Raw genomic sequence first — 19,537 nt, 5'->3', positions numbered from 1 at the left:
CGAGTAATTTGAGCGTTTTTCGCAGATGAAAGACGTAAAACAGATTAGATGGAATTATGGATTTACAATTTGTACAAAACTCGTTCCGTGGTGGGGCTTACGGGATAGGGATAGCGACGATATTGATCTTTGTATTTTCGAGCCTTGCCCATAGCAAAACGCAAGACGAACTGCTCGCCGAGAAATTTTCTCCCATTTTGATTTTGGCAGAAGAACCAGAGAACCCAGGTCGCAGAGTTATATTTCCCGAACCCGTGGACATCATGGGCGCGAAATCCGCTTATAGCCTTTGGTTTTCAGTGAAAGTCTATGGCCGAACAACGGAAGGGAAATACGTGCAAGCGCGTATCGGAAATTACAAATATTCAGATGTAATAAAAGCGTTTCCCAAATTCAATTCGCTTCCCAAAGTCGATTTTTCAAAAAATGAATTTGCTTTTTTACCCAAAGCGTTCATTTATCGGGATACGATATTGTTAGATGTCTTAAAAGTGTTAGAAGCCCGTTCTGTCCAGGCAGGTCCTGTACAGGTGGCAATCCAAATAGATCCTGTACAGGAAGGTTCTGCAAAGATAAGTTCTATAGATATAGCACAAATAGCACAGGTAGATTCGGCTCTTTTTTTTGATCCACATTTTGACTATCCCGGCAATAAGGAAAAAGGCTCTGACACGGAAAACTGGTATCATTATTATGAAAATACCACTCACCCTCGCTCTGGAAAGCATTTTAAGAATACAGCATACGCGCATATTTTTCAGATTGAGAGCAGCGTTCCCGCATATCGGGACAAATTTACAATACGGTATTATTACTTTTATCCTTTTAATGATTGGAAAAACAACCACGAAGGGGATTGGCCGTTCATTGATGTCATTATAACAGACCGCGATACCGATAGGGCGGAGCTTTTTGGCGTGAATTACTCGTTTCACGGTGACAGGTTAAGTTATATAAAAAAGGGCGGCAGAAAATTCAATCCTCAGAAAGAATTCGCACCCGCAGAAGGTGGTAGCCACCCCGTCGTTTATATAGGGGCGGGGTCCCATGGCAGTTTTCCAACCGGTGGTGATTATCCCCGAAGAGTATTGTTTATTGATCTTACGGAACATCTGACAAACCGTGGGATTGTCTTGAGTACTGTGGTTGATGAGAACACAAATCCCGATCTCGCACAATATTATGATTTGGTGCTTTTGCCCACGCCCGATCGAGATAACGCCCATAATATGGGGTTGTCAGCAGACATGAGTTGGTTGGGGGCCGAAGTAAGATGGGGCGAACTCGAAGTGGATTCGCCTTTGGATTGGCTACCGATAACTGCGATTGTCCAAAATAAATCTCCTGTGGGACCGTTTCACAAAAGCAACTGGAATAAATTTGAAACCGGCAGTTATGACAGTACAAAGATTCCTCATACCGAGTTTCACCACTACCCCATTCTTCAAGCGGTTACCTGGCGAGATACCATTGACCTCATGGGTGATATTGTGGTATATCCTGGCGCGACCTTGACGATTGAGGCGGGAACGCTGGTCCGTGCGTATCCCAATATAGATATTCACGACATTGCAGATTCAGTGCGAGTCGATATTGTGAACTACGGAACGATAAATGCCGATGCGTCAGGCGGGCAGCAAATCGCATTTGAAGGTCAAATAACTGAGCATTCTCGACCGAAAGCCGGCGATTGGTATGGCATCCGTAATTACGGCACCGTGACCTTGAAAAATTGTAAAATTCAACATTCTGTGGTCGGTCTGGAGGGCAATGGCATCGAGATACTGGATAATGTGATATTGGTGAACAACACTAAGAATAATACGCCTCTTGTCCCGTGCGATTTTAATGGCGATGGGGCAGTGAATTTTGACGACTTTTTGTTATTTGGTGCGGTTTATGGGAAAAGTTTCTCAGACGAAGGCTTTGACGGTCGCATGGACTTGAATAACGATGGCACCATTAATTTTGCCGATTTCCTCATTTTTGTTAGCTGCTATCCATGAGACCGATCTTTAGCCTCTACTTTCCCAAAGACTTTAGACCGTGGCCCGTGAGGGGAGCGACGACGATTTCGTCTTTTTGAGATGGGTATTTCACAAATGCTGCAATGGCTGTGGCCGAAGTGGGTTCGATGTAAAAGCCCATTTCGGCCATTAGTTTTTGGGCGTTGCGCGTTTCGTCGTCGTCAACGGTGAGGATGGCACCCCCTGTTTTATCAATGCACTGGACGATCTGCGTTGCGCGGGCGGGTTCTGCAATGGCGATGCCTTCGGCGATGGTCGCAGAGGGGTTGCCCGTCCAGGTGGGCGCGAGAGGGGCGCAATGGGCGGATTGAACGGCGATGAGTTTGGGCATGTGGGTGATCAAATTTTGTTTGAGAAGGTCCGTAAATCCGATGTAGGCACCAATCAGTAGCGTTCCATTTCCCGTTGGTATGATGAGTGTGTCTGGCGCATTGAAATTGCGTTGTTCCCAGATTTCATAGGCATAAGTTTTGGTGCCGTGAAAGAAGAAGGGACTCCAGACATGGCTTGCATAAAAGTGTTTTTGCGCTGCGTCTTGAACCGCATGCGCAGTGTCTTCCCGCGATCCCGGGATTTTGTACAGGTTTGCGCCATAGCTCTGGATTTGCGCGAGTTTTGCCACTGATGTGCTGTCGGGGACGTAAATGTCGCAGGCAATTCCCGCACGCGCTGCGTAAGCTGCAACCGCCGCGCCCGCATTGCCCGACGAATCTTCGACCATGTGGTGAACGCCCAGTGCTTTTGCATGGCTGATTAAAACGGTTGCGCCTCGGTCTTTGTACGAGCCGGATGGAAACAGGTGGTCCTGTTTGACGAGGAGGGATTTGCCAGCGATGGTTACGGGTGTCAGTGGTGTGAACCCTTCATCGAGGGTGACGATATGGGTGTCGTCTGCGATGGGAATGGCTTCGCGGTAGCGCCATAGAGTCGGCGGGCGGTGGGGAAGTGCGTCAACGAAAAGCTCGGCCTCAAAGTGGAGATCAAAGAGACCACCACAGGTGCAGCGCCACTGCAAGGTGTTGGCGCTACAGGTTTTTCCACAGATTTGGCATAGCAAGTGTGTCATACTATCCATCTATTTCTCGTGGCGGTTGCACGTTATCGTCCAGGGGGAATATGGGGCGTTGGCATTGGGTAAAGGGCAGGGATTTTAAGTTGGCACTGGTGGAGCCGGGCGCGTCAACAGGTACGATTCGGGCGGCTATTTCTTCGAAGTGAACCCGAAAGCCATTGGGCGATTTGCACACGACCAGATCAAAGTCTCGCGGGTCGAGGCCGCGCGCTTCAAAGACTTTGCGATCCATGATGCTCACCGGGCGCGTGGTCGCCATGATGCTGCAAGTCCCGGCCTGGAGAACAGCCGTGTTGCCCGCATGTCCCGATGTGCCCGTGCCTGTGATATATGCCCCATCGGTGAGGAGTTGGATATAGACTTCGCATTCGAGGGGGGAAAAACGCGCTTCGTCTATGGCACCGCCAATGGGAATGGTTATGGTGGTGCCCACACCTGCGCGAAAGGCCGCTTCAACGGCGGGGGGATCGACAATGGGCAGGAGTGCTCGGCCCTGGTAATTGTGTTCAAACAGGCCCTTGAGAATGGCGTTGCTATCGCCAGATGCGCCCGAAGATGTGGCATCGGCAGCGTCGGAAAATACGGTGAGACCCTGAGTTTCTTCAGCCAGGCGAATGGCGTCTGGAATTGCCGTGAGTGGTGCGGTGAAATGGTCGCGATTATCCCACATGTACTGGGCGATGCGTTTGGCTTCGCGTTGTGCGCGTTCGGGATTTTTGTCGGTAAAGACAATGACGTTGGAGCGCAGGTCGGGTACATCGGTGAAGGGATTGCCGATATAGACCCCGCTACCCAGACCCCCTTCGGAGTTTTCTATTTCCTGACACCAGCGGATGGCCTGACCAAATCGCCCGGTTTTGGTGATGAGTTCGTCGCCTCGCACGAGCATGGGCAATCGGATATGCGCGACGGTGGGTTTGACATTGCCATCGAGAAGGGCGAGCAGGTTGCGCGCTCCCCGTTGCCCGGTTTCGTACATGTCGATGTGTGGATACGTGTGAAAGGGAACCATAATGTCGGATTGCGCGATGAGGCGGTCGGTGATGATGCCGTGCAGATCAAAGGTGGTGACAATGGGCACATTGCCGAGGATGTTGCGAATTTCGGTGAGGACATGTCCTTCGGGATCGACTTCGGTTTCGCCAGCCATTGCGCCGTGAAAGACCATGAGCATCCCGTCTGCGGGTGCGTTGTTGCGAATGCCTGTGAGTAGTTCGTCCATGAGCCTGTTGAGGTCTGCGTCGGCGACTGGACCGCCGGATACAGATGATGCCGAATAGATGGGTACCAGGTCAATGTCTTCGCGTTCGGCAAAGATGTCGAGCGCGCCGGCGATTTCGGTATTGCTGCCCCGCAGTGCGAGGAGTTCATCACCAAATAGTACGTCGAACATATCGTAGGGCGTGCGCGCAGGGTTAAAGCAGGATGTTTCTTGTTTGAAGGCTGCGAGTAGAATTTTCATTTTTTTCTCCCGTGCTTTTGCATGTTCTCAATAATAATCCTGGATGGATTGCAGTGTTCGTCTCACAGTATAGGGATCAACGCGCTCTGCACCGGAAAATCCGCGGCTGGCCGATTGCGCGGATTCGAGCCGTTTATAGCGCACTTCCATAGTGAGTGGCGATGAAAATGCAAAGGGTTTTATGGCGTTTCGCCTGGTTACGGCGTTCTGAATCGTTTCATAGATTTCATTTACTACCCGTTTGGGGTGTTTGCTCACCGCGCAATTCCATCCCATCCCTTGTTTGGTTGTGACTGTGACAACGCCGGGGAAAAAACACTCGGCTTCCGCGGTTCCCTTGTCGTCACTCGAGGCAAAAATGACAGGCACCCCTCGCTCTCCTGCAACGGCCGCGTCTATCGCCATTTCTCCCACTTCTCGTCCGTTGATCTTGATCCATTGATACGTTGCGGAACTGAAGGTATGACACATCACGCCGTCAATAGTATTGTCCATGGCGTGATAACCGACAAATGCTACGCCATCAAATGATTCATCCATGCCGGGAAACCGGTGTTCAAATCCCACGCCGAGCGCGATATCACACCGCTCGTCCAGGAGATCGTAATTTAGATTCAAGCTCCCGCCGTGATTATCCCATACAATGACCTGATCTGCACCGGCTGCAAATAACCCGCGGACGGCCGCATCCGCTTCTCGCGTGGCCTGTAATTTGGCGAACTCCAAATTTCGAGAGGAGTTCAGTGATGCGCCAGGTGATCCCACGCCACAGGCTACGCCTTCACAATCGACAGCGACGACAAATTTCATTGGTACCTCCTTTATTTCTTCCTTCTTGACAGTTTTTAGAGCTTTGTGTATTTTTCGCATGAAACGAGAACAGTACTTTTTTATATCTTAGAGCCATCCTAGCTCAGCTGGTAGAGCACCTGATTCGTAATCAGGCGGTCGGCGGTTCGAATCCGCTGGATGGCTCCATAAAGAAAGGGCTTGTGTCGCTCTGATACAAGCCCTTTTTCTTGGCGTAAAATGCGATGTTGTATTTCGCGACTGTGAGGTATTGACGCACAGTGTGAATTTTTACCACATTTATTTTTTAAAATTTTTAGGCTGGAGAAATTTTGTAACACGTTAAAAATAATGATGTTATAGTTTTTTCTTTTGATTTGAGTCCGTCTGGCACAGGAGTTGCAGTTAGTAGGGATTGCAGTCTGCCTTCAACGCGAGCAGATTTTCCTGAATAATCTGGAACTTTTAGCTGGAGGGACAGTATGAAATACGTTGCGATTCTTCTTTTATTGGGTTTTGCGCTGGGGTGCAATGTGGTTGATCCGGTGTCTATCTCAGGATCGGTGGAAAAAATTTCGCCCGAGGTGTTTGCCAATGCCGCCGTGACTATTTTGCATGAAGAAGGCTATACGATAGAAACAGTTGATCCCGTGGCAGGTGTGGTCACGACGGGCTGGCGCGATGAGTCGAGTTATGCGAGTCAGACTTTTTTCGATGTTTCGCGGCGCACGCGCATTTCGGTTGTAATGGATTTTTTTACCCAAGAGATCAATGTGCAGATGACCAAACAAAAAAGGAGCAGTGAGGATCCCTGGCGCAATGACGGGCTATCAGGTGCCGATAGAGATCGGTTGCGGTTAATTCTCGTGCGTATTCAAGAGCGCATCCGGTTAATTGCCGAGCGCGAAGGAGTTGTTGCTACAAAAAGGAGTATCTGGTGACACGATGACGGGCGATAGGTGTTATACACTTTGTATGTCACAAGTCATTAAAAGGAGCAATAATGAAGTTTTTGTGGGTGCTGTTGTTGCTGTTGTTGCCATTGTCTGTTCGAGCGGCAACGCTGAGTGGGTTTATTGCGGATCAGAGTAATGGCGAGTCGCTGCCCTATGCGAATGTGATGTTAAAAGGGTCAGATAGGCCCATTGTTTCGCTGAGCAATGTGAATGGATATTACGCCATTCAAGGGGTTCCTGAGGATATCCCCTATGTGTTGACTATCTCCTATATCGGGTATATCAGTTTTCAGGATACGCTGACCTTTCGAGCGGGCGAAACCAGGCGGCTCAATGTGCAACTCAAACCCGAGCTAATAGTCGTGGAGGAGATCGTGGTGGAGGGCAAGCGGGAGGAGGAAGAGCAACGCATTCAGCCGGGGTTTGTCGAGGTCGAAACGGCAAAAATCCGCGAGATGCCAGCTATTGGTGAGGCGGATATTTTGCGTTCACTACACCTTTTGCCGGGTATTCAGGCCGCGTCAGATATCAGTTCGGGGCTTTATATCCGCGGTGGGGGACCAGATCAGACCTTGATTTTATTGGATCAAATGCCGCTTTACAATCCGTCGCACGCATTTGGCTTTTTTTCTACGTTTAATCCCGATGCCATTCGGGATATGAGTTTGCACAAAGGGGCTTATCCGGCGAAATACGGCGGTCGTTTGGGATCTGTGCTCGACGTACACAATAAGGACGGCAATCGCAAGGGATTTGATGCCAGCGGTGGAATAAGTCTTATTGCCGCGCGTTTGACACTCGAAGGCCCAACCCCAAAGGGGTCGTGGATGGTGTCGGGACGGCGCACTTATATCGATCCTTTATTGTCTTTTATCCGGGATGAAGACACGGATGTTCCCACGTATTATTTTTACGACTTAAATGCCAAGTTCAATCAGGATTTTTCGGATAATGACAAAGTGCAGATCAGTGGATATTTTGGTCGAGACAATTTGACTTTTGATGTTGACGAGGATTCGTTTTTCGGCATTCGGTGGGGGAATACGGCTTTTCTGGGCAAGTGGACGCATGTGTTTTCGCCCGCGCTATTTGGCAATTTTGTGGTGGCGGGCAGCGATTATGCCAGCAAGATAGAACTGAATATTCTCGATACGCCCATTTTGCTTTCCAACGGTATTACCGATTTTACCATCAAAGGCGATGTGGATTGGTTTGCCGCGCACGACCACGCCTTGAGTGGTGGATTTTTAGCCACCCATTACGATTTTAAATTTTATCAGGAATTTAATCGCTCAAGCCAATTCGACCTGAGCCTGAAGCCCAATTTGCTATCGATGTATGTGCAGGATCACTGGCAGCCCGGCTCTGCAACAGATATTCGCCTGGGCATGCGGAGCAGTTATTTTAGCGCTGGTGATCGCTTTCATGTCGAGCCGCGTTTGTCAATGAGCTACCGCAGGGGCAACTGGCGCTGGAAGGCGGCTGGCGGCTCATTTCACCAGTATTTGCAATTGGTGACTACCGAGTTGTTTAGCGGCGGTGATTACTGGGTGCCGCTGGATGAGTCGGTGGAACCCGGACGGTCCTGGCAGAGTGTGGCGGGTGTGGAGTGGGAACCTTCCGAGCGGTATCAGGCTACTGTGGAAGCCTATTATACCGATATGGCGAATCTGATTGTACTGGACAATCGCATCGCCGCAGATATCGATGCGAAGAACGTAGAGGATACTTTTGTGAGTGGGGGAACTGGGTATGCAACTGGTGTCGAAGTCTTTTTGCAGCGCCGTACCGGACGATTGACGGGATGGATAGGTTATACGCTGGGATGGACGCGCCGCACATTTGCCGAACTCAATCAGGGCAAGGCATTTCCCCCCAAATACGACCGACGCCACGATGTGTCTTTTGTGAGCAATTATCGCCTGGGCCGGTGGTCATTTGGGGCGAATTATGTCTATGGCACGGGGCAGGCATTTACGCCTGCATCAGCGCGTTATTCATTGCGCTCGCCCGCAGTGCCCCACCGTCAAATAGAAAATCTGGTGCTTCCCTCAGACCGCAATAGTGCTCGCTTGTTGCCCTATCAGAGATTGGATTTAAATGTGAAGATGCGGTTTCGAGCGTTTGCGGTGAATGGGGAATTTTACGTCCAGGTGTTTAACGTATTTAATCGGCGCAATGAGTGGTTTGTCATTTTTGATGAGTCTGATCCAGATGTGGTCAAGATGTTGCCAATCGTGCCGACTCTGGGGATTAATTTTAATTTTTAAGAGGCGTATGATGAAATATCTCGTTTTGATGGTGGGCTGTCTGGCCGTGCTGGTGGGCTGTGAGGCCGAGCGCGATCCGTCGAGTCTTTTTGGTCCCGATGCTTCGGGTGTTCTGGTTGTGGATGCGCTGTTGATTGTCGATAAACCCCTGCCTCAGGTGCTGGTTAGTGAGACGGTAAGAGCAAACGTGGGGCATTCTGAACTCTGGGCAGGTGTGGGTGATGCCGAGATCGTGATCACTCAGGGGGAACAGATATTTTTGTACAGCCCGGGTTTCGCCGCGGGGTCTTATCGACCCCCGTCCAATGCTCCGCTCGTTTTGCCAAATACAATTTATAATCTGCGCGTGCAATCACAGGGTAGGGAAGCGACAGCGCAGACGATCACACCGGGCAGATTCGATATTCAAGAGGCGGCATTAATAGATGATGAGACACTCGAGGTCATCCGTCCTTTGAACAGATATGAAGATGGCAATGTGCAGGAGAATCGCGTTATCTATCAAGAAGGCCTTCTGGAAATGCGATTTGATCCGATTCCTGCCAGTGGCTACCACATTGCAATTGAGAGCCTGGATCCGGAATCGGATTTTGTGGTATATTCCGATTTGGTCGATGAAGATGATAGGGCGGAGTTTGAACGATACGGCAGTTCGCCGGCATTTGAGGCCACAGATGGCATCGTGCGCTTCCCCTGGTTTGCGGTGGCATATGCCGGGCCTCATGTCATTCGCATTTATGCGGTTGACAAAAACTGGTTTGATTTGATTCGCTCTGTGCCCGAATTTTTTCAAGATGATGGTGGGAATGCGTTTCAGCCTGGCGGTCTGGCGGGCGACAATTTCGAGCGTCCGCTGTTTAACGTTGATGGGGGCATAGGAATTTTTGGCTCGGCGTCCGTGGATTCAGTGGGTTTTGAGGTGCTGCCCCGCCCTTCGCAATAAAAATTAGTGCACAAATACACTCTCAGGGCATCAGTTATAGACTGACGCCCTTTTTCTTTGCTTGACACAAGTATTTATAGTATTATGATTTATCTCATCAATTTTTGAGGAGGCATAAAAATGACGCCTGAAGAACAGAAAGCATTTTTCTACGATCAGGGCTATCTCGTGGTTGAAGATGTGGTGTCGCCCCAGGAGTTGGCAGAGTGTGAAGAAGAGATTCACAAACTGCATGTGATGGCTGCAGATTTGGCAACTGATGGCGACAAGCGTTCGGGCAGTTTTCAGCGCGAGCCTTATGCGAGAGACAAAGAGCAAGATGGCTTGCCCGTATTGCGGAAGATTGAACAGACGCGCGATTTTTCCAATGTGTTCAAGAATTTGGCTGCACATTCCAAACTGGTGCCTGTGATTCAGAATCTGATTGGGCCCGATTTGTTGTTGTTTCGCAGCACGCTTATGCTCAAGCCCGCGTTTCACGGGTCATCGCATGGTTTTCATCAAGATTCGGCGTATTGGCCGATGGAGCCGCCCGCGCTTGTCACGGTGAGCATTGCATTGACGGATGCCCGTTCGGAGAATGGGTGCATTCGAGTGATTCCCGAAAGTCACAAGTGGGGCATGCAGAAATGGGGCGATATTGCGCGGCCTCAAGATGCAAAGTTGACAGATCGAGAAAATTTGGATATCTCACAGGCTATTGAGGTGCCACTCAAGGCGGGAACAGCTCTTCTGTTTCACAGTTTGTGTGTACACGGTTCTGGTCCCAATAATTCACCTCGCCCGAGGCATACGGCACTCTACGCCTATTTTCCACCTACTGTGCGTTATATGGCGCGGGGAAAGGATTCATCGCGCACATTTCCGGTGATCTCCGGGTTAGAAGGCCGGAAAGAAGTAACGATGGTGGCTGAATCGGCGGCTTGATAAAGATATTATTCACTATAAACCGGGAGGTTCTGCGCGATGTCAAAAGAGAAAATTCGCCTCGGTTTGATCGGATGTGGCGGCAACATGCAACGAGCGCATTTGCCTCGTTTGAAAGCAGATGGCGGCGTGGAGATTATCGGCGTGGTCGATCCCGATGAGAGCCAGGCGGAAGCATTGATGGAGGCGTGGGGCAGTGAGGCGTCGTTTTATGAAGATTATCGCCAACTCGTGCGGAATGAAGCGCTCGATGCCATGCTGATTAGTTCACCCCACGCGCTGCATTATGAGCACGCCCGCCTGTCTTTGCAAAAGGGGTTGCACGTTCTGGTTGAGAAGCCCCTTACTGTTGCGTCTCGGCAGACCAAGTCGCTGATCAATTTGTCGGATAAATTGAAATTGTATCTGGTGGTGGCTTACCAGCGCAATTATATGGCTCCTCATGTTTATGCGCGTGAATTGATTCGGGGGGGGGAACTCGGAGAGTTGCGCGGCGTGGTGGCTTATGTGACACAAAATTGGGGAAGTATCCGCGGCTGGCGTTTGGACCCCGAGTTGTCGGGAGGCGGCATGTTTATGGATACGGGTAGCCATCTCGTCGCTTCTGTATTGTGGATTACGGGACTGGAGCCTGTGGAGGTCTCGGCTTTTGCGGAGAATGCGGGAAAAGCCGTGGATACCAATATGGTGGTCAATGTGCGTTTCAAAGGCGGTGGAGCAGGTACGCTGAATACCTTTGGCAATGCGGCGCATCACGATGAGAGAATCGCTATTCACGGAAGCAAGGGCTGTCTGGTATTTCATTTACACCAGTGGCAGGTGCAGTCGGTTTTGCTGAATGACAAACCAATTGAAATTCCACCGCATATTCAGGAGACGACGCCGGATCAGGCATTTTTTGATCTGATCCGCAACGATGGCGAGGGGTATTCGCCGCCGGATTTCGCTTTGCAAGTCGCCCGTTTATCCGAGGCCGCTTATCGCTCGGCTTCTGCAAAGAAGGCCGTGAAGGTGTCGAGGTAATGCGCCGTGAGCCGCCTTGTGTAGTCGCTATTGGTGCCGTGTTGTGGGATGTGTTTCCCGACGGCGAGCGATTGGGAGGCGCGCCGGCAAATTTTGCCGTTCATGCGGCTGCTTTGGGCGCGCATTCTGCTATGGTGAGTTGTGTGGGAGACGATGCGCGAGGCAAGGCAGCACTTGAGAGTTTGAGCGGACGAGGGGTGGCGATAGATGCCGTGCAGGTGCATGTCCATCGGCCAACGGGTAGCGTGAACGTGACCCTTGTCGATGGGCAACCCACTTATGAAATTGTCGAAGGCGTGGCGTGGGATGCGATTACCTGGTGTTCAGAATTGGCACCGATAGCGCAATCTGCTCACGCCTTGTGTTTTGGAACGATAGATCAACGCGAGGCGCAGAGCCGTCGGGCAATTACAAATTTTTTGGATGCGGCGTCTCCGGATTGCCTGCGCGTGTACGATATCAATTTTCGACAGCACTATCACACGGACGAGATTGTGTGGGAATCTATAGCACGCGCTGATGTGTTGAAGTTAAATGACGAGGAAGTGGCTCTGTTGCGCGATTATGTGGGTGGGGAAGAAGACGTGGATGTTTTTTTGTCAGGTATTCTCGCGCGGTTTGACCTGCAATGTGTGATTTTGACGCTGGGAGAACGGGGATGTCGGGTTGTGAGTAAAGGTGGGATTTGTCAGGCGGCGGGAAAAAGACAACAGGTCGTGAATACGGTGGGTGCTGGCGATGCTTTTACGGCGGCATTTGTCATGCATTTACTCGCTGGCGCACCGATGCAGATATGTGCTGAGCAAGCCAATGCCGTTGGCGGTTTTGTTACGACAAAAGATAGTGGAATGCCGACTTTGCCCGCGCATTTTCGGGTTTTTTAGCGGTCAATCACAAATATCCCAGCGCTTTGAGCCGATCTTCGAGTGCTTTTTTTTCTTCTTCTGTATAAACCTCGTCGTCTGTGTGTGAAGGCTGTGGGGCTGATGGTGCGGGGGTTGAGGGCGCGTTGACTATTGCCTGGCTTTGCATGTCGGTGGGAGTGGGGATATCCATGAGGCCCAGGATAGTTGGTGCGATGTCGCGTATTTCCAGATTGTATCTCTCGCCTGTGTGCGTGCCGTCTTTGAGAATAAAGATACCGTGTTGGGCGTGGTTGGCATCGTCGGGTCCGGTGTCGTTTTCAAGGGTGTGGATGGCGCGATGGCCTATTGTGCCGACAGAACGCCAGTGCAGGTCCCCGAAATAGGCGATCAGATCGGGTGGGATATTGTTAATGGTGCTGTAAATATCCTCGGGTTTGAAGACCCTCGTCGGCAGGGGATTGCCCTTGTCGTCGGGGATGTTCACGATTTTTTTTGAAAGTTCGTCGCGTAAGACATTGTATTGTTCGGGGGGCACAAGGCCTTTTGGTTCGCGACCGGCAATGTTGAGAAAAATGCGCGCGTAATAGCCACCTTCACCCCAGGCTGTGGTTTTTGTCCAGTCGATTTCGAGATCCTCATAAGCCATAGGCTCCTGGGGATATTTTTTTAGTGTCAAATACCCTTCGCGGATCAACCATTCGTTGATACAGATGCCGCCATCGATGCGCTTGGCGCCGTGGTCTGAGGCGAGGAGGATGGCTGTGTCTGTACCAGCCAGATCAATCAGGGATGCGATTTCACTATCGAGATACCGGTAATAGTCGCGGATGGCGTTCACAAATTCGGAATTGGAATCGTGTTTTCGGTGGGTTTGGTCCAGAAAACGCCAGAATCCGTGGTGGATGCGATCTGTGCCCATTTCCACATGCATGCAAAAATCCCATTCGCGGGTTTGCATGAGATGTCGGGTCACGCGAAATCGCTTTTTGGTCATGGCGTAAATTTCTCGGAGCAAGCGCGCTTTGTCATCTGTGCGAAAATCGCGCACATCGATGATGTAGCCATCGGATACGCGCTCGATTTCGGCTTTTAGGCTGTCGGGATAGGTATAGGGACTGTCGTTGCTCGGCGTGAGAAAAGAGGCGATCAGACAGCCGTTGACTGGCTGGGGGGGATAGGTTTGGGGCACGCCTACGAGAATTACTTTTTTGCCCGCAGCAGAAATGATGTCCCAAACCGTATCGTCGTGCACGAGCGTTGAGTTGGCGATAGACAGACGGTCGTAGGAGTAATCGGCGCGGTTGCGAAGCCCGTAAAATCCCAGGGTGCCGGGGTCTTTGCCCGTTACCATACTCATCCAGGCGGGAATGGTGATGGGCGGGATGGTGCTTTTGAGGCTGCCGTAAACCCCGGTCTGGATCAGGTTGTCAATGGTGGGCAGATCATCTCGAAATCGCTGAAAGATCAGCTCGGGCGACGCGCAATCCAGACCTATGACGAGTACTTTCATGATTTTTTCACTTTATCGATATACAATCACTTTATCTTTAATCCGCGCCTGCGATTCGCCATTGTCTGCGGTCAAAGTGTACAGGTACGTATTATTACTCAGCACATGGCCGTCAGCGTCTCGCCCATCCCAAAAAATCTGGTTGTATCCGGCGCGTGCAAATGGCTCTTCAATTCTCTGAACGAGCCGTCCGGCAAGGGTGTAAATTCGCACGGTGACTTCTGAAGGACGCGATAAGATAAATGTAAAATGACCGGTATCGGATACGGGGTTGGGCGCGACCAGTGCGTTCTCTATCGCCAATATTGAAGAGACCTGGAACGATATTGCAATTTTTGCAGGACCATTTCCCAGCCTGTCAGAGGCTTCGACATTGAGCGTATAACGACCATCGGCAAGTGCGTCCGGGGTATAGACAAATGACAGTGTCATGGGGGTAACGGCGCGGTCTTTTATTTTTTCCGATTCGTAATGACTCTCCTGTGCCTCGTCTGTCCCCGAAAGCGATAGGCCAATGCTGGACAAATCAATACCGGCTGTATCGCGCATGGAAATGCGAAATGTCGGTTGGGCGGGCAAATAATCTTCTGGTCGAACTTCGCCGAGGGCATCCAGTGCCGCGATTTCAATTGTTGGCACATCGCGGTCAGAACTCGGTGCAATCCGCACTGGCTCTGTAAGTGTTACTTCGCGGCCGGGAAAAATCGCCTGTCCCTGAAAATTTTCCAATCGAGCCGTCACCTGGTGTTGCCCTGCCCACTGCGCGGTTTGCCACACCAGGCGCAGGGGGACGAGTCGTCCGAGTGGGCTATCTTCGGGCACAGCTAAGCGCCCTATCAGACGCCCCAGCGCGGGAGCGCCGCTATAAAAGGCGACGGATGTGCCCAGAGCGAGGTCTAATGGTCCCCGGTTTTGCACATCGAGATGGAGGTACACGGGTTGCAGTTCCGTTATTTCAAAAGGTTCTGCCCGCAAATTCCTCAGGCCAATATCTGAAAGTGGCTGATATGTGGTGGTCCAGGTTTGCAAGCCGGGAGATGGATTTAATCCCTCTCCGTACAATTTGATCTGAATTTTTAGGCGCGGAATGGCTATACCGCTCAAATTGTGTGTTCCTGGCGGCAAATTTTGCCATTGTGACAATGGGGCGAAACTATTGTTATCGACCTCGGCCAGTAAATTCACTTCGGCTTTGCCTGCGCCCGACAATGCCGTTGTTACTGTATGCCACGCACTCGCCGGTCCAATTGGTTCAGATGTTAAGGTGCCAAAATCGGGCAAGCTCTGCCCTGGATATCGATATATCATGCCTCCGCGCAATTGTCCCAACCACACCGCGTTGTTTACCCAATCAAATTGCCCACCCAAAATATCTGTCTGTGCCTGATCGCTTTCAAATTCTTCGACGAATGCCCCGGTATGTGCATCTACCACGCGCACGCGGTGCGTCATTCCCGTGCCAAATTCGATTAAGTAGATAAACTGTCCATCGGCAATTGCGCCATCCGTAAACAGATATCCAAATCCCGTTTCTGTTGGCTGTACGGTAAATTGTCGCACGACGCGCCAGGCATTGGCCGGATCGAATACGCGCACGGTCCATCCACCGCGTCGCACGCCATTGACGCCTGCAGAGACGTTGTAGATAAACTCGCCGTCAGAGGTAATTAACGCATGGGCATCAAAGGGCAATCCGCGGAACAAATCCAGCAAGCGGTCGGGCACTTCAACGGTATCGATCTGTCCAGTGACGGGCGAAATACGCAGGAGGGAGCGCGCTGTGCGGTGTTCGGCATAGATAAACCCATCGCTGTGAAATGTCGCAGAAATGCTCTGGATAGGTGTTTCAGTCACGATCCCGTAATTTTGCCCCGCTATCGTGCCATTGAATCCCGTGCCAATGCGCGCGAACAAATCGCTGCCGGGATACAAGTCTCGTGGCGTATAGAATCGCTTCACATACAGGTATGTTCCGTCTGTACACAAAACGGCTGTGCCCGCCACACCTTCGCTCAAAAAAGAAGCTTCGGCGGCATTGAATCGGATTGGAGGTGGGGACATGGTGCGCCCTACAGTACCGCCATCAGATAACACGACATCTTCGCCTGTGCCGCGCGATAATGCAGTAGCGCCGTTTTGCTGCCACACCACTTGCCGCTCGGGTACAGAGGATGTTACCACGAAATGTCGCACATCGGACCAGGGTCCCGTTGTCTGTCCATCGGATAATCGGGCGCGCCAAAAATAAGGCCCCGCACGCAAATCCGTCGGTCGCCATAAAATAATGCCCTCGGCGGTGGCCACGTTGCCCGAGCGCATTGTCGCGGTATCTTGAAAGTCGCCAGATCTATTCAGCTCAAATTCGCCCGTTAGATGGAAATGATTTTCCCCAGACCGCACGCCCAATACCACCTGGGCATTTGCGACGGTCTGACTCGGCAATGGCAAGAAGGGAACAGCTGATAACGCACCGAGGACATCGATTTCTACCTCTGTTCGATTATTTGTTTCATCGCCTTCTAGAATCGCATTGGCGTGGTCGGCTATCGCTTCTAAGATATGGCGTCCAGAGCGATTTTTGAGACGCCAGAGCACTGTCACACTATCGCGTATTCCAAAAGGCGGTAAAGCCGCCATGAATAAGGTATCCACCTCGGCGGAATCCAGGTTGCGATCAATCAGGATGATATCTACGCTGCGACCAGGGGAAATGCCCCAGTTTTCCACATGCAGCGTTACCCGAACCGAGTCCCCCGTGGTTAGTTCGCCTTGCCGGTCTAATTGCAACGCCGCATCGCCAAGTACAAAATCCGGGCTTTGCGGTACTGCGATTTGTTGTGCCGGATCGCCGATCAAATTCATTCCCACCAGTCCCAGTTCGCTCGAGGGGAGAACAGCGAGTTCGGTCATTTTACCCAGTGCGAGGCTCTGACCGAAAGCCAGCACGCCATTTTCAAATATGTGCCGGAATAGCGCTGTGTTGAGCTGGTTGTTAATGCGAATAAAAGAGAGGGAAGACGCGGATATGTATGCTATTGCGCCGCCATCGGGTTTGTTGGTCATTTCTTCAGCCAAACTGATGATGCGCGGATCCCAGTATAATCCATTGAGACACGACATTCCGATAAACAGAGGCAGGCGTTCAGCATTTTGAATCTGGCTCAGGTAATTGAATGCGCCTTGCTGAAATGTTCCGGCAAAATATCTGGACATTGATGAAGCGCTGCCGTGGCCCATAAAATTTACAATCAGACGCCCCTCGTTGATCTGCCGAATAACTTCGCGGGATGAGGCATTGGGTTCAGGCGGCGTATCTGCGTCGTGATATACCTTGAAATTCTCCAGCCCGATAGCGTGCGTAATTTTTGCCAGCGTATCACTCGGCGCGATAAATTTGGACGGGTCCTGTGCATCCCAATTTGCCATTAGCGTGATGCGGTTGCGCCATTGCACGGACGGTGTTTCGTCATAAGCGATTACTTTTTGCACAATTGTATTGGCCTGCGATACGCGGCGTACGGAAAATCGCCCTATAAATACATCCATAAACAAATCATCATCTACCCGCCCAAAAAACTCATCGGTAAATGATAGACCGCGGTTGGGAGATTGAAAGGGCATGCCCGGTACGAGGTTGTGACGCGCAATCCAGTTTTGCCCAAATAAATTGCGATAATCAAAGCTGAATTCTCCGAATAACAATACGTGTACGGGGCGTTTTGCCCATGTGTGAAATCCGTATTGTACAAAACGGCGAATGGCCTCGGCATCGACTTGTCCAAAGGAAAATTCGTCATATACATCGGCTATATTGACCACTAGCGTGGATAACTCTTGCCTCTGCCGATGTGCTGCCAGGCGCTCGGCAGCATCCATAAAATCCGCACCTGCAATAATCACGTAATCCGCGCCAGAGAATCCGCGCAAATCATAGGGGGTATCGCGTTCTGCGATTTCAGGTGTTTTTACCGCTGTTTCATCTACCGCGACAAAATTGCCACTTTCGGCAATCTCAATTCTAATCCTCTCGTCATCCCGCGCTGTGCCGATGATCTTGTGCTTGTCCAAATTCAAGACTCTAACCCGTTCGCGTTCAAAATTGGCAATGGAGATTGCGCGCGGCGAAAGCACAATGCCCGGGTTAAAACGCAGCATACCATCTATAGCCTCAAAGCGCTGCGGATAGGTAATCTCCACCCAGTTGAAATACACGTGATCGACGTAGGGAACCGGTTCAAGTGGAAACGAGGGATCGCCGGGCGTTCGCAATACCACGTATGTGGTATCTGATAATGCCGATACAGGTACTGTGCCCGTCGCGATATGGGCGTCCTGTCCGTCCCAGCGCTCTTCTGAGATGAGCGGTCCATCTTGAATTTGTATGACAGCGTAGTGATCGGGGTTTATGTTCTGGTTCAGGGTCAACGAATGCATGCCCAGACGGATTTGTGCGTTGCCACTTGTTTCACTCGCCAGCCCCGGTAAAGGCACGGGCATTACGACGTCTGTGGGCATATCGCCCGGGCGAGACGGGGATGCAGTGCGCTGCCAGAACCAGTGATCGCGGTTGGCATTTCGCGCATGTCCCAGGGCTTCGTAGATAGAATCGATTTCAACGTGTTTGCGAGACCAGAAATGCGTCAAAATCTCATTGGTAGATGTATCCTCAGCGTGTGTATATCGCGAGCCAGATTCTCGACCAATACGCAGGAAATAGACGCGCTCTTTGCCGTAATCGCTTTCAAAATCTCGATCTGGCGCGCGCCGAAATACACCCCAAAACAGCACGCCATCGCCCGCATCTAATACGCCGTCTCCACCATCTTCGATGAGTAGCGGGATTTCTTCCCCGTCTAAAAATATCTGTAATTGATCCAAATCTCCCGGTGCCAATACAATGCCGGATTCGGAGAACCAGCGCGCATCCAATCGGTAGAGACCATCTTCAAATATTCTGATTTTGTAATACGTAGTTGTGGGATCGTACCAATCCTGTACGCGCTTTGTCGCGCGAATGCGCCGCCCGCGCCAAAAGCGCGCCTGCTCGGGGTTGAGCAATCCCTTTTGATAGATAGGCTCAAAATCGTCTGTGTCTCTCAAAAGCCGAATAGAGGGAAGCGTTTCATCCGAGACAAATGATATGCGCACGCGCAACTGTCGCGCGATCCGAAGTCTGCGCTGGACGGGGTCATACTGCACGGGACGCAAAGACAGAATCGCGATTTGTTGATCGCGCAAGATGCCCGTGTGTGCCACAACGGCTTCTGTACCGGGATAAAATCCCGGCGTGTCGTAAATTGTCTGGTTCTTCAGGTAAATCGATCTCGAAAACGGATGTTGCTCAGATCCCAGTAATTGCATCTGTGGCACGGGCATTAGGTCCAGGTCTTCGATTTCCTCATAGTTTGCATCGAGTACTTGAACGACCGCACGAGAGCCATAAGGCATGCCCAGCGTTGCGCCGCGCACAGGTACAGCAGGTGCCCCGGGCTGGTGCAACCACGTCCATCCCGGCACGTCTATGCGATCATAAGGAGATTCTGAAGTGACAGATAGATCGGATGCATCAACCACAATTTCCACCCAGTTTTCACCCGTTGCCATCACGCGCACATCTCCCGCATGTGCGATGCTCGTTGCGATTAGCAAAGTTATTGCGGGGATGTTATGCCAGAAAGTTTTCATGATCGCA

General features: G+C 51.1%; 12 protein-coding genes and 1 tRNA gene. 8 read left to right on the top strand and 5 right to left on the bottom strand.

Annotation, left to right across the window (positions count from 1 at the left end; all coding sequences use genetic code 11):
- The first annotated feature begins 56 nt into the window (after nucleotides 1-56).
- Nucleotides 57-2,006: a hypothetical protein gene (locus OXH16_14595; GenBank protein ID MCY3682627.1), complete on the top strand. Its 1,950-nt coding sequence runs from the start codon at nucleotides 57-59 to the stop codon at nucleotides 2,004-2,006.
- 16 nt (nucleotides 2,007-2,022) lie between these two features.
- Here the strand turns inward: OXH16_14595 and OXH16_14590 are convergent, their stop codons facing one another.
- Genes OXH16_14590 through OXH16_14580 form a run of 3 tightly spaced genes read right to left on the bottom strand, consistent with a single transcriptional unit; the run spans nucleotide 2,023 to nucleotide 5,371 of the window.
- On the bottom strand, nucleotides 2,023-3,102 hold the full coding sequence (locus OXH16_14590; GenBank protein ID MCY3682626.1) for a threonine synthase: 1,080 nt from the start codon (nucleotides 3,100-3,102) through the stop codon (nucleotides 2,023-2,025).
- A complete protein-coding gene (locus OXH16_14585; GenBank protein ID MCY3682625.1) occupies nucleotides 3,095-4,561 on the bottom strand; it encodes a M81 family metallopeptidase in 1,467 nt (488 codons plus the stop codon). The genes OXH16_14590 and OXH16_14585 overlap by 8 nt, the downstream gene beginning before the upstream one ends.
- A gap of 27 nt (nucleotides 4,562-4,588) precedes the next feature.
- A complete protein-coding gene (locus tag OXH16_14580; GenBank protein MCY3682624.1) occupies nucleotides 4,589-5,371 on the bottom strand; it encodes a M55 family metallopeptidase in 783 nt (260 codons plus the stop codon).
- A gap of 92 nt (nucleotides 5,372-5,463) precedes the next feature.
- Here OXH16_14580 and OXH16_14575 point away from each other — a divergent pair.
- The 7 genes from OXH16_14575 (at nucleotide 5,464) to OXH16_14545 (ending at nucleotide 12,353) form a co-directional block, all read left to right on the top strand.
- Nucleotides 5,464-5,539, top strand: a tRNA-Thr gene (locus OXH16_14575).
- A gap of 293 nt (nucleotides 5,540-5,832) precedes the next feature.
- Entirely contained in the window at nucleotides 5,833-6,291 is a 459-nt protein-coding gene (locus OXH16_14570; protein ID MCY3682623.1) for a hypothetical protein, read from the top strand.
- Between the two features lie 62 nt (nucleotides 6,292-6,353).
- On the top strand, nucleotides 6,354-8,576 hold the full coding sequence (locus tag OXH16_14565; protein ID MCY3682622.1) for a TonB-dependent receptor: 2,223 nt from the start codon (nucleotides 6,354-6,356) through the stop codon (nucleotides 8,574-8,576).
- Nucleotides 8,577-8,583: 7 nt separating this feature from the next.
- Nucleotides 8,584-9,519, top strand: coding sequence for a DUF4249 family protein (locus OXH16_14560; protein MCY3682621.1), 936 nt, complete (start codon nucleotides 8,584-8,586; stop codon nucleotides 9,517-9,519).
- A gap of 120 nt (nucleotides 9,520-9,639) precedes the next feature.
- Complete coding sequence (locus OXH16_14555) at nucleotides 9,640-10,446, top strand: phytanoyl-CoA dioxygenase family protein (protein ID MCY3682620.1); 807 nt, start codon at nucleotides 9,640-9,642, stop codon at nucleotides 10,444-10,446.
- A 39-nt stretch (nucleotides 10,447-10,485) separates the two neighbouring features.
- The gene (locus OXH16_14550; protein ID MCY3682619.1) at nucleotides 10,486-11,469 is read left to right on the top strand and encodes a Gfo/Idh/MocA family oxidoreductase; all 984 of its coding nucleotides are present in this window, start codon (nucleotides 10,486-10,488) and stop codon (nucleotides 11,467-11,469) included.
- Entirely contained in the window at nucleotides 11,469-12,353 is an 885-nt protein-coding gene (locus OXH16_14545; GenBank protein MCY3682618.1) for a carbohydrate kinase, read from the top strand. The genes OXH16_14550 and OXH16_14545 overlap by 1 nt, the downstream gene beginning before the upstream one ends.
- A gap of 7 nt (nucleotides 12,354-12,360) precedes the next feature.
- Here the strand turns inward: OXH16_14545 and OXH16_14540 are convergent, their stop codons facing one another.
- Both OXH16_14540 and OXH16_14535 read right to left on the bottom strand, forming a co-directional pair.
- Nucleotides 12,361-13,845, bottom strand: coding sequence for an alkaline phosphatase family protein (locus tag OXH16_14540; protein MCY3682617.1), 1,485 nt, complete (start codon nucleotides 13,843-13,845; stop codon nucleotides 12,361-12,363).
- Between the two features lie 12 nt (nucleotides 13,846-13,857).
- Nucleotides 13,858-19,530 carry a C25 family cysteine peptidase gene (locus tag OXH16_14535; protein ID MCY3682616.1) on the bottom strand — a complete coding sequence of 1,891 codons (5,673 nt, stop codon included), beginning with the start codon at nucleotides 19,528-19,530 and terminating at the stop codon, nucleotides 13,858-13,860.
- Nucleotides 19,531-19,537 lie beyond the last annotated feature (7 nt).

This window comes from Gemmatimonadota bacterium (assembly GCA_026705765.1).
GTDB lineage: Bacteria > Latescibacterota > UBA2968 > UBA2968 > UBA2968 > VXRD01.
The sequence above is the reverse complement of the archived record's forward strand: the minus strand, read 5'-3'. Positions and strand labels throughout refer to the sequence as shown.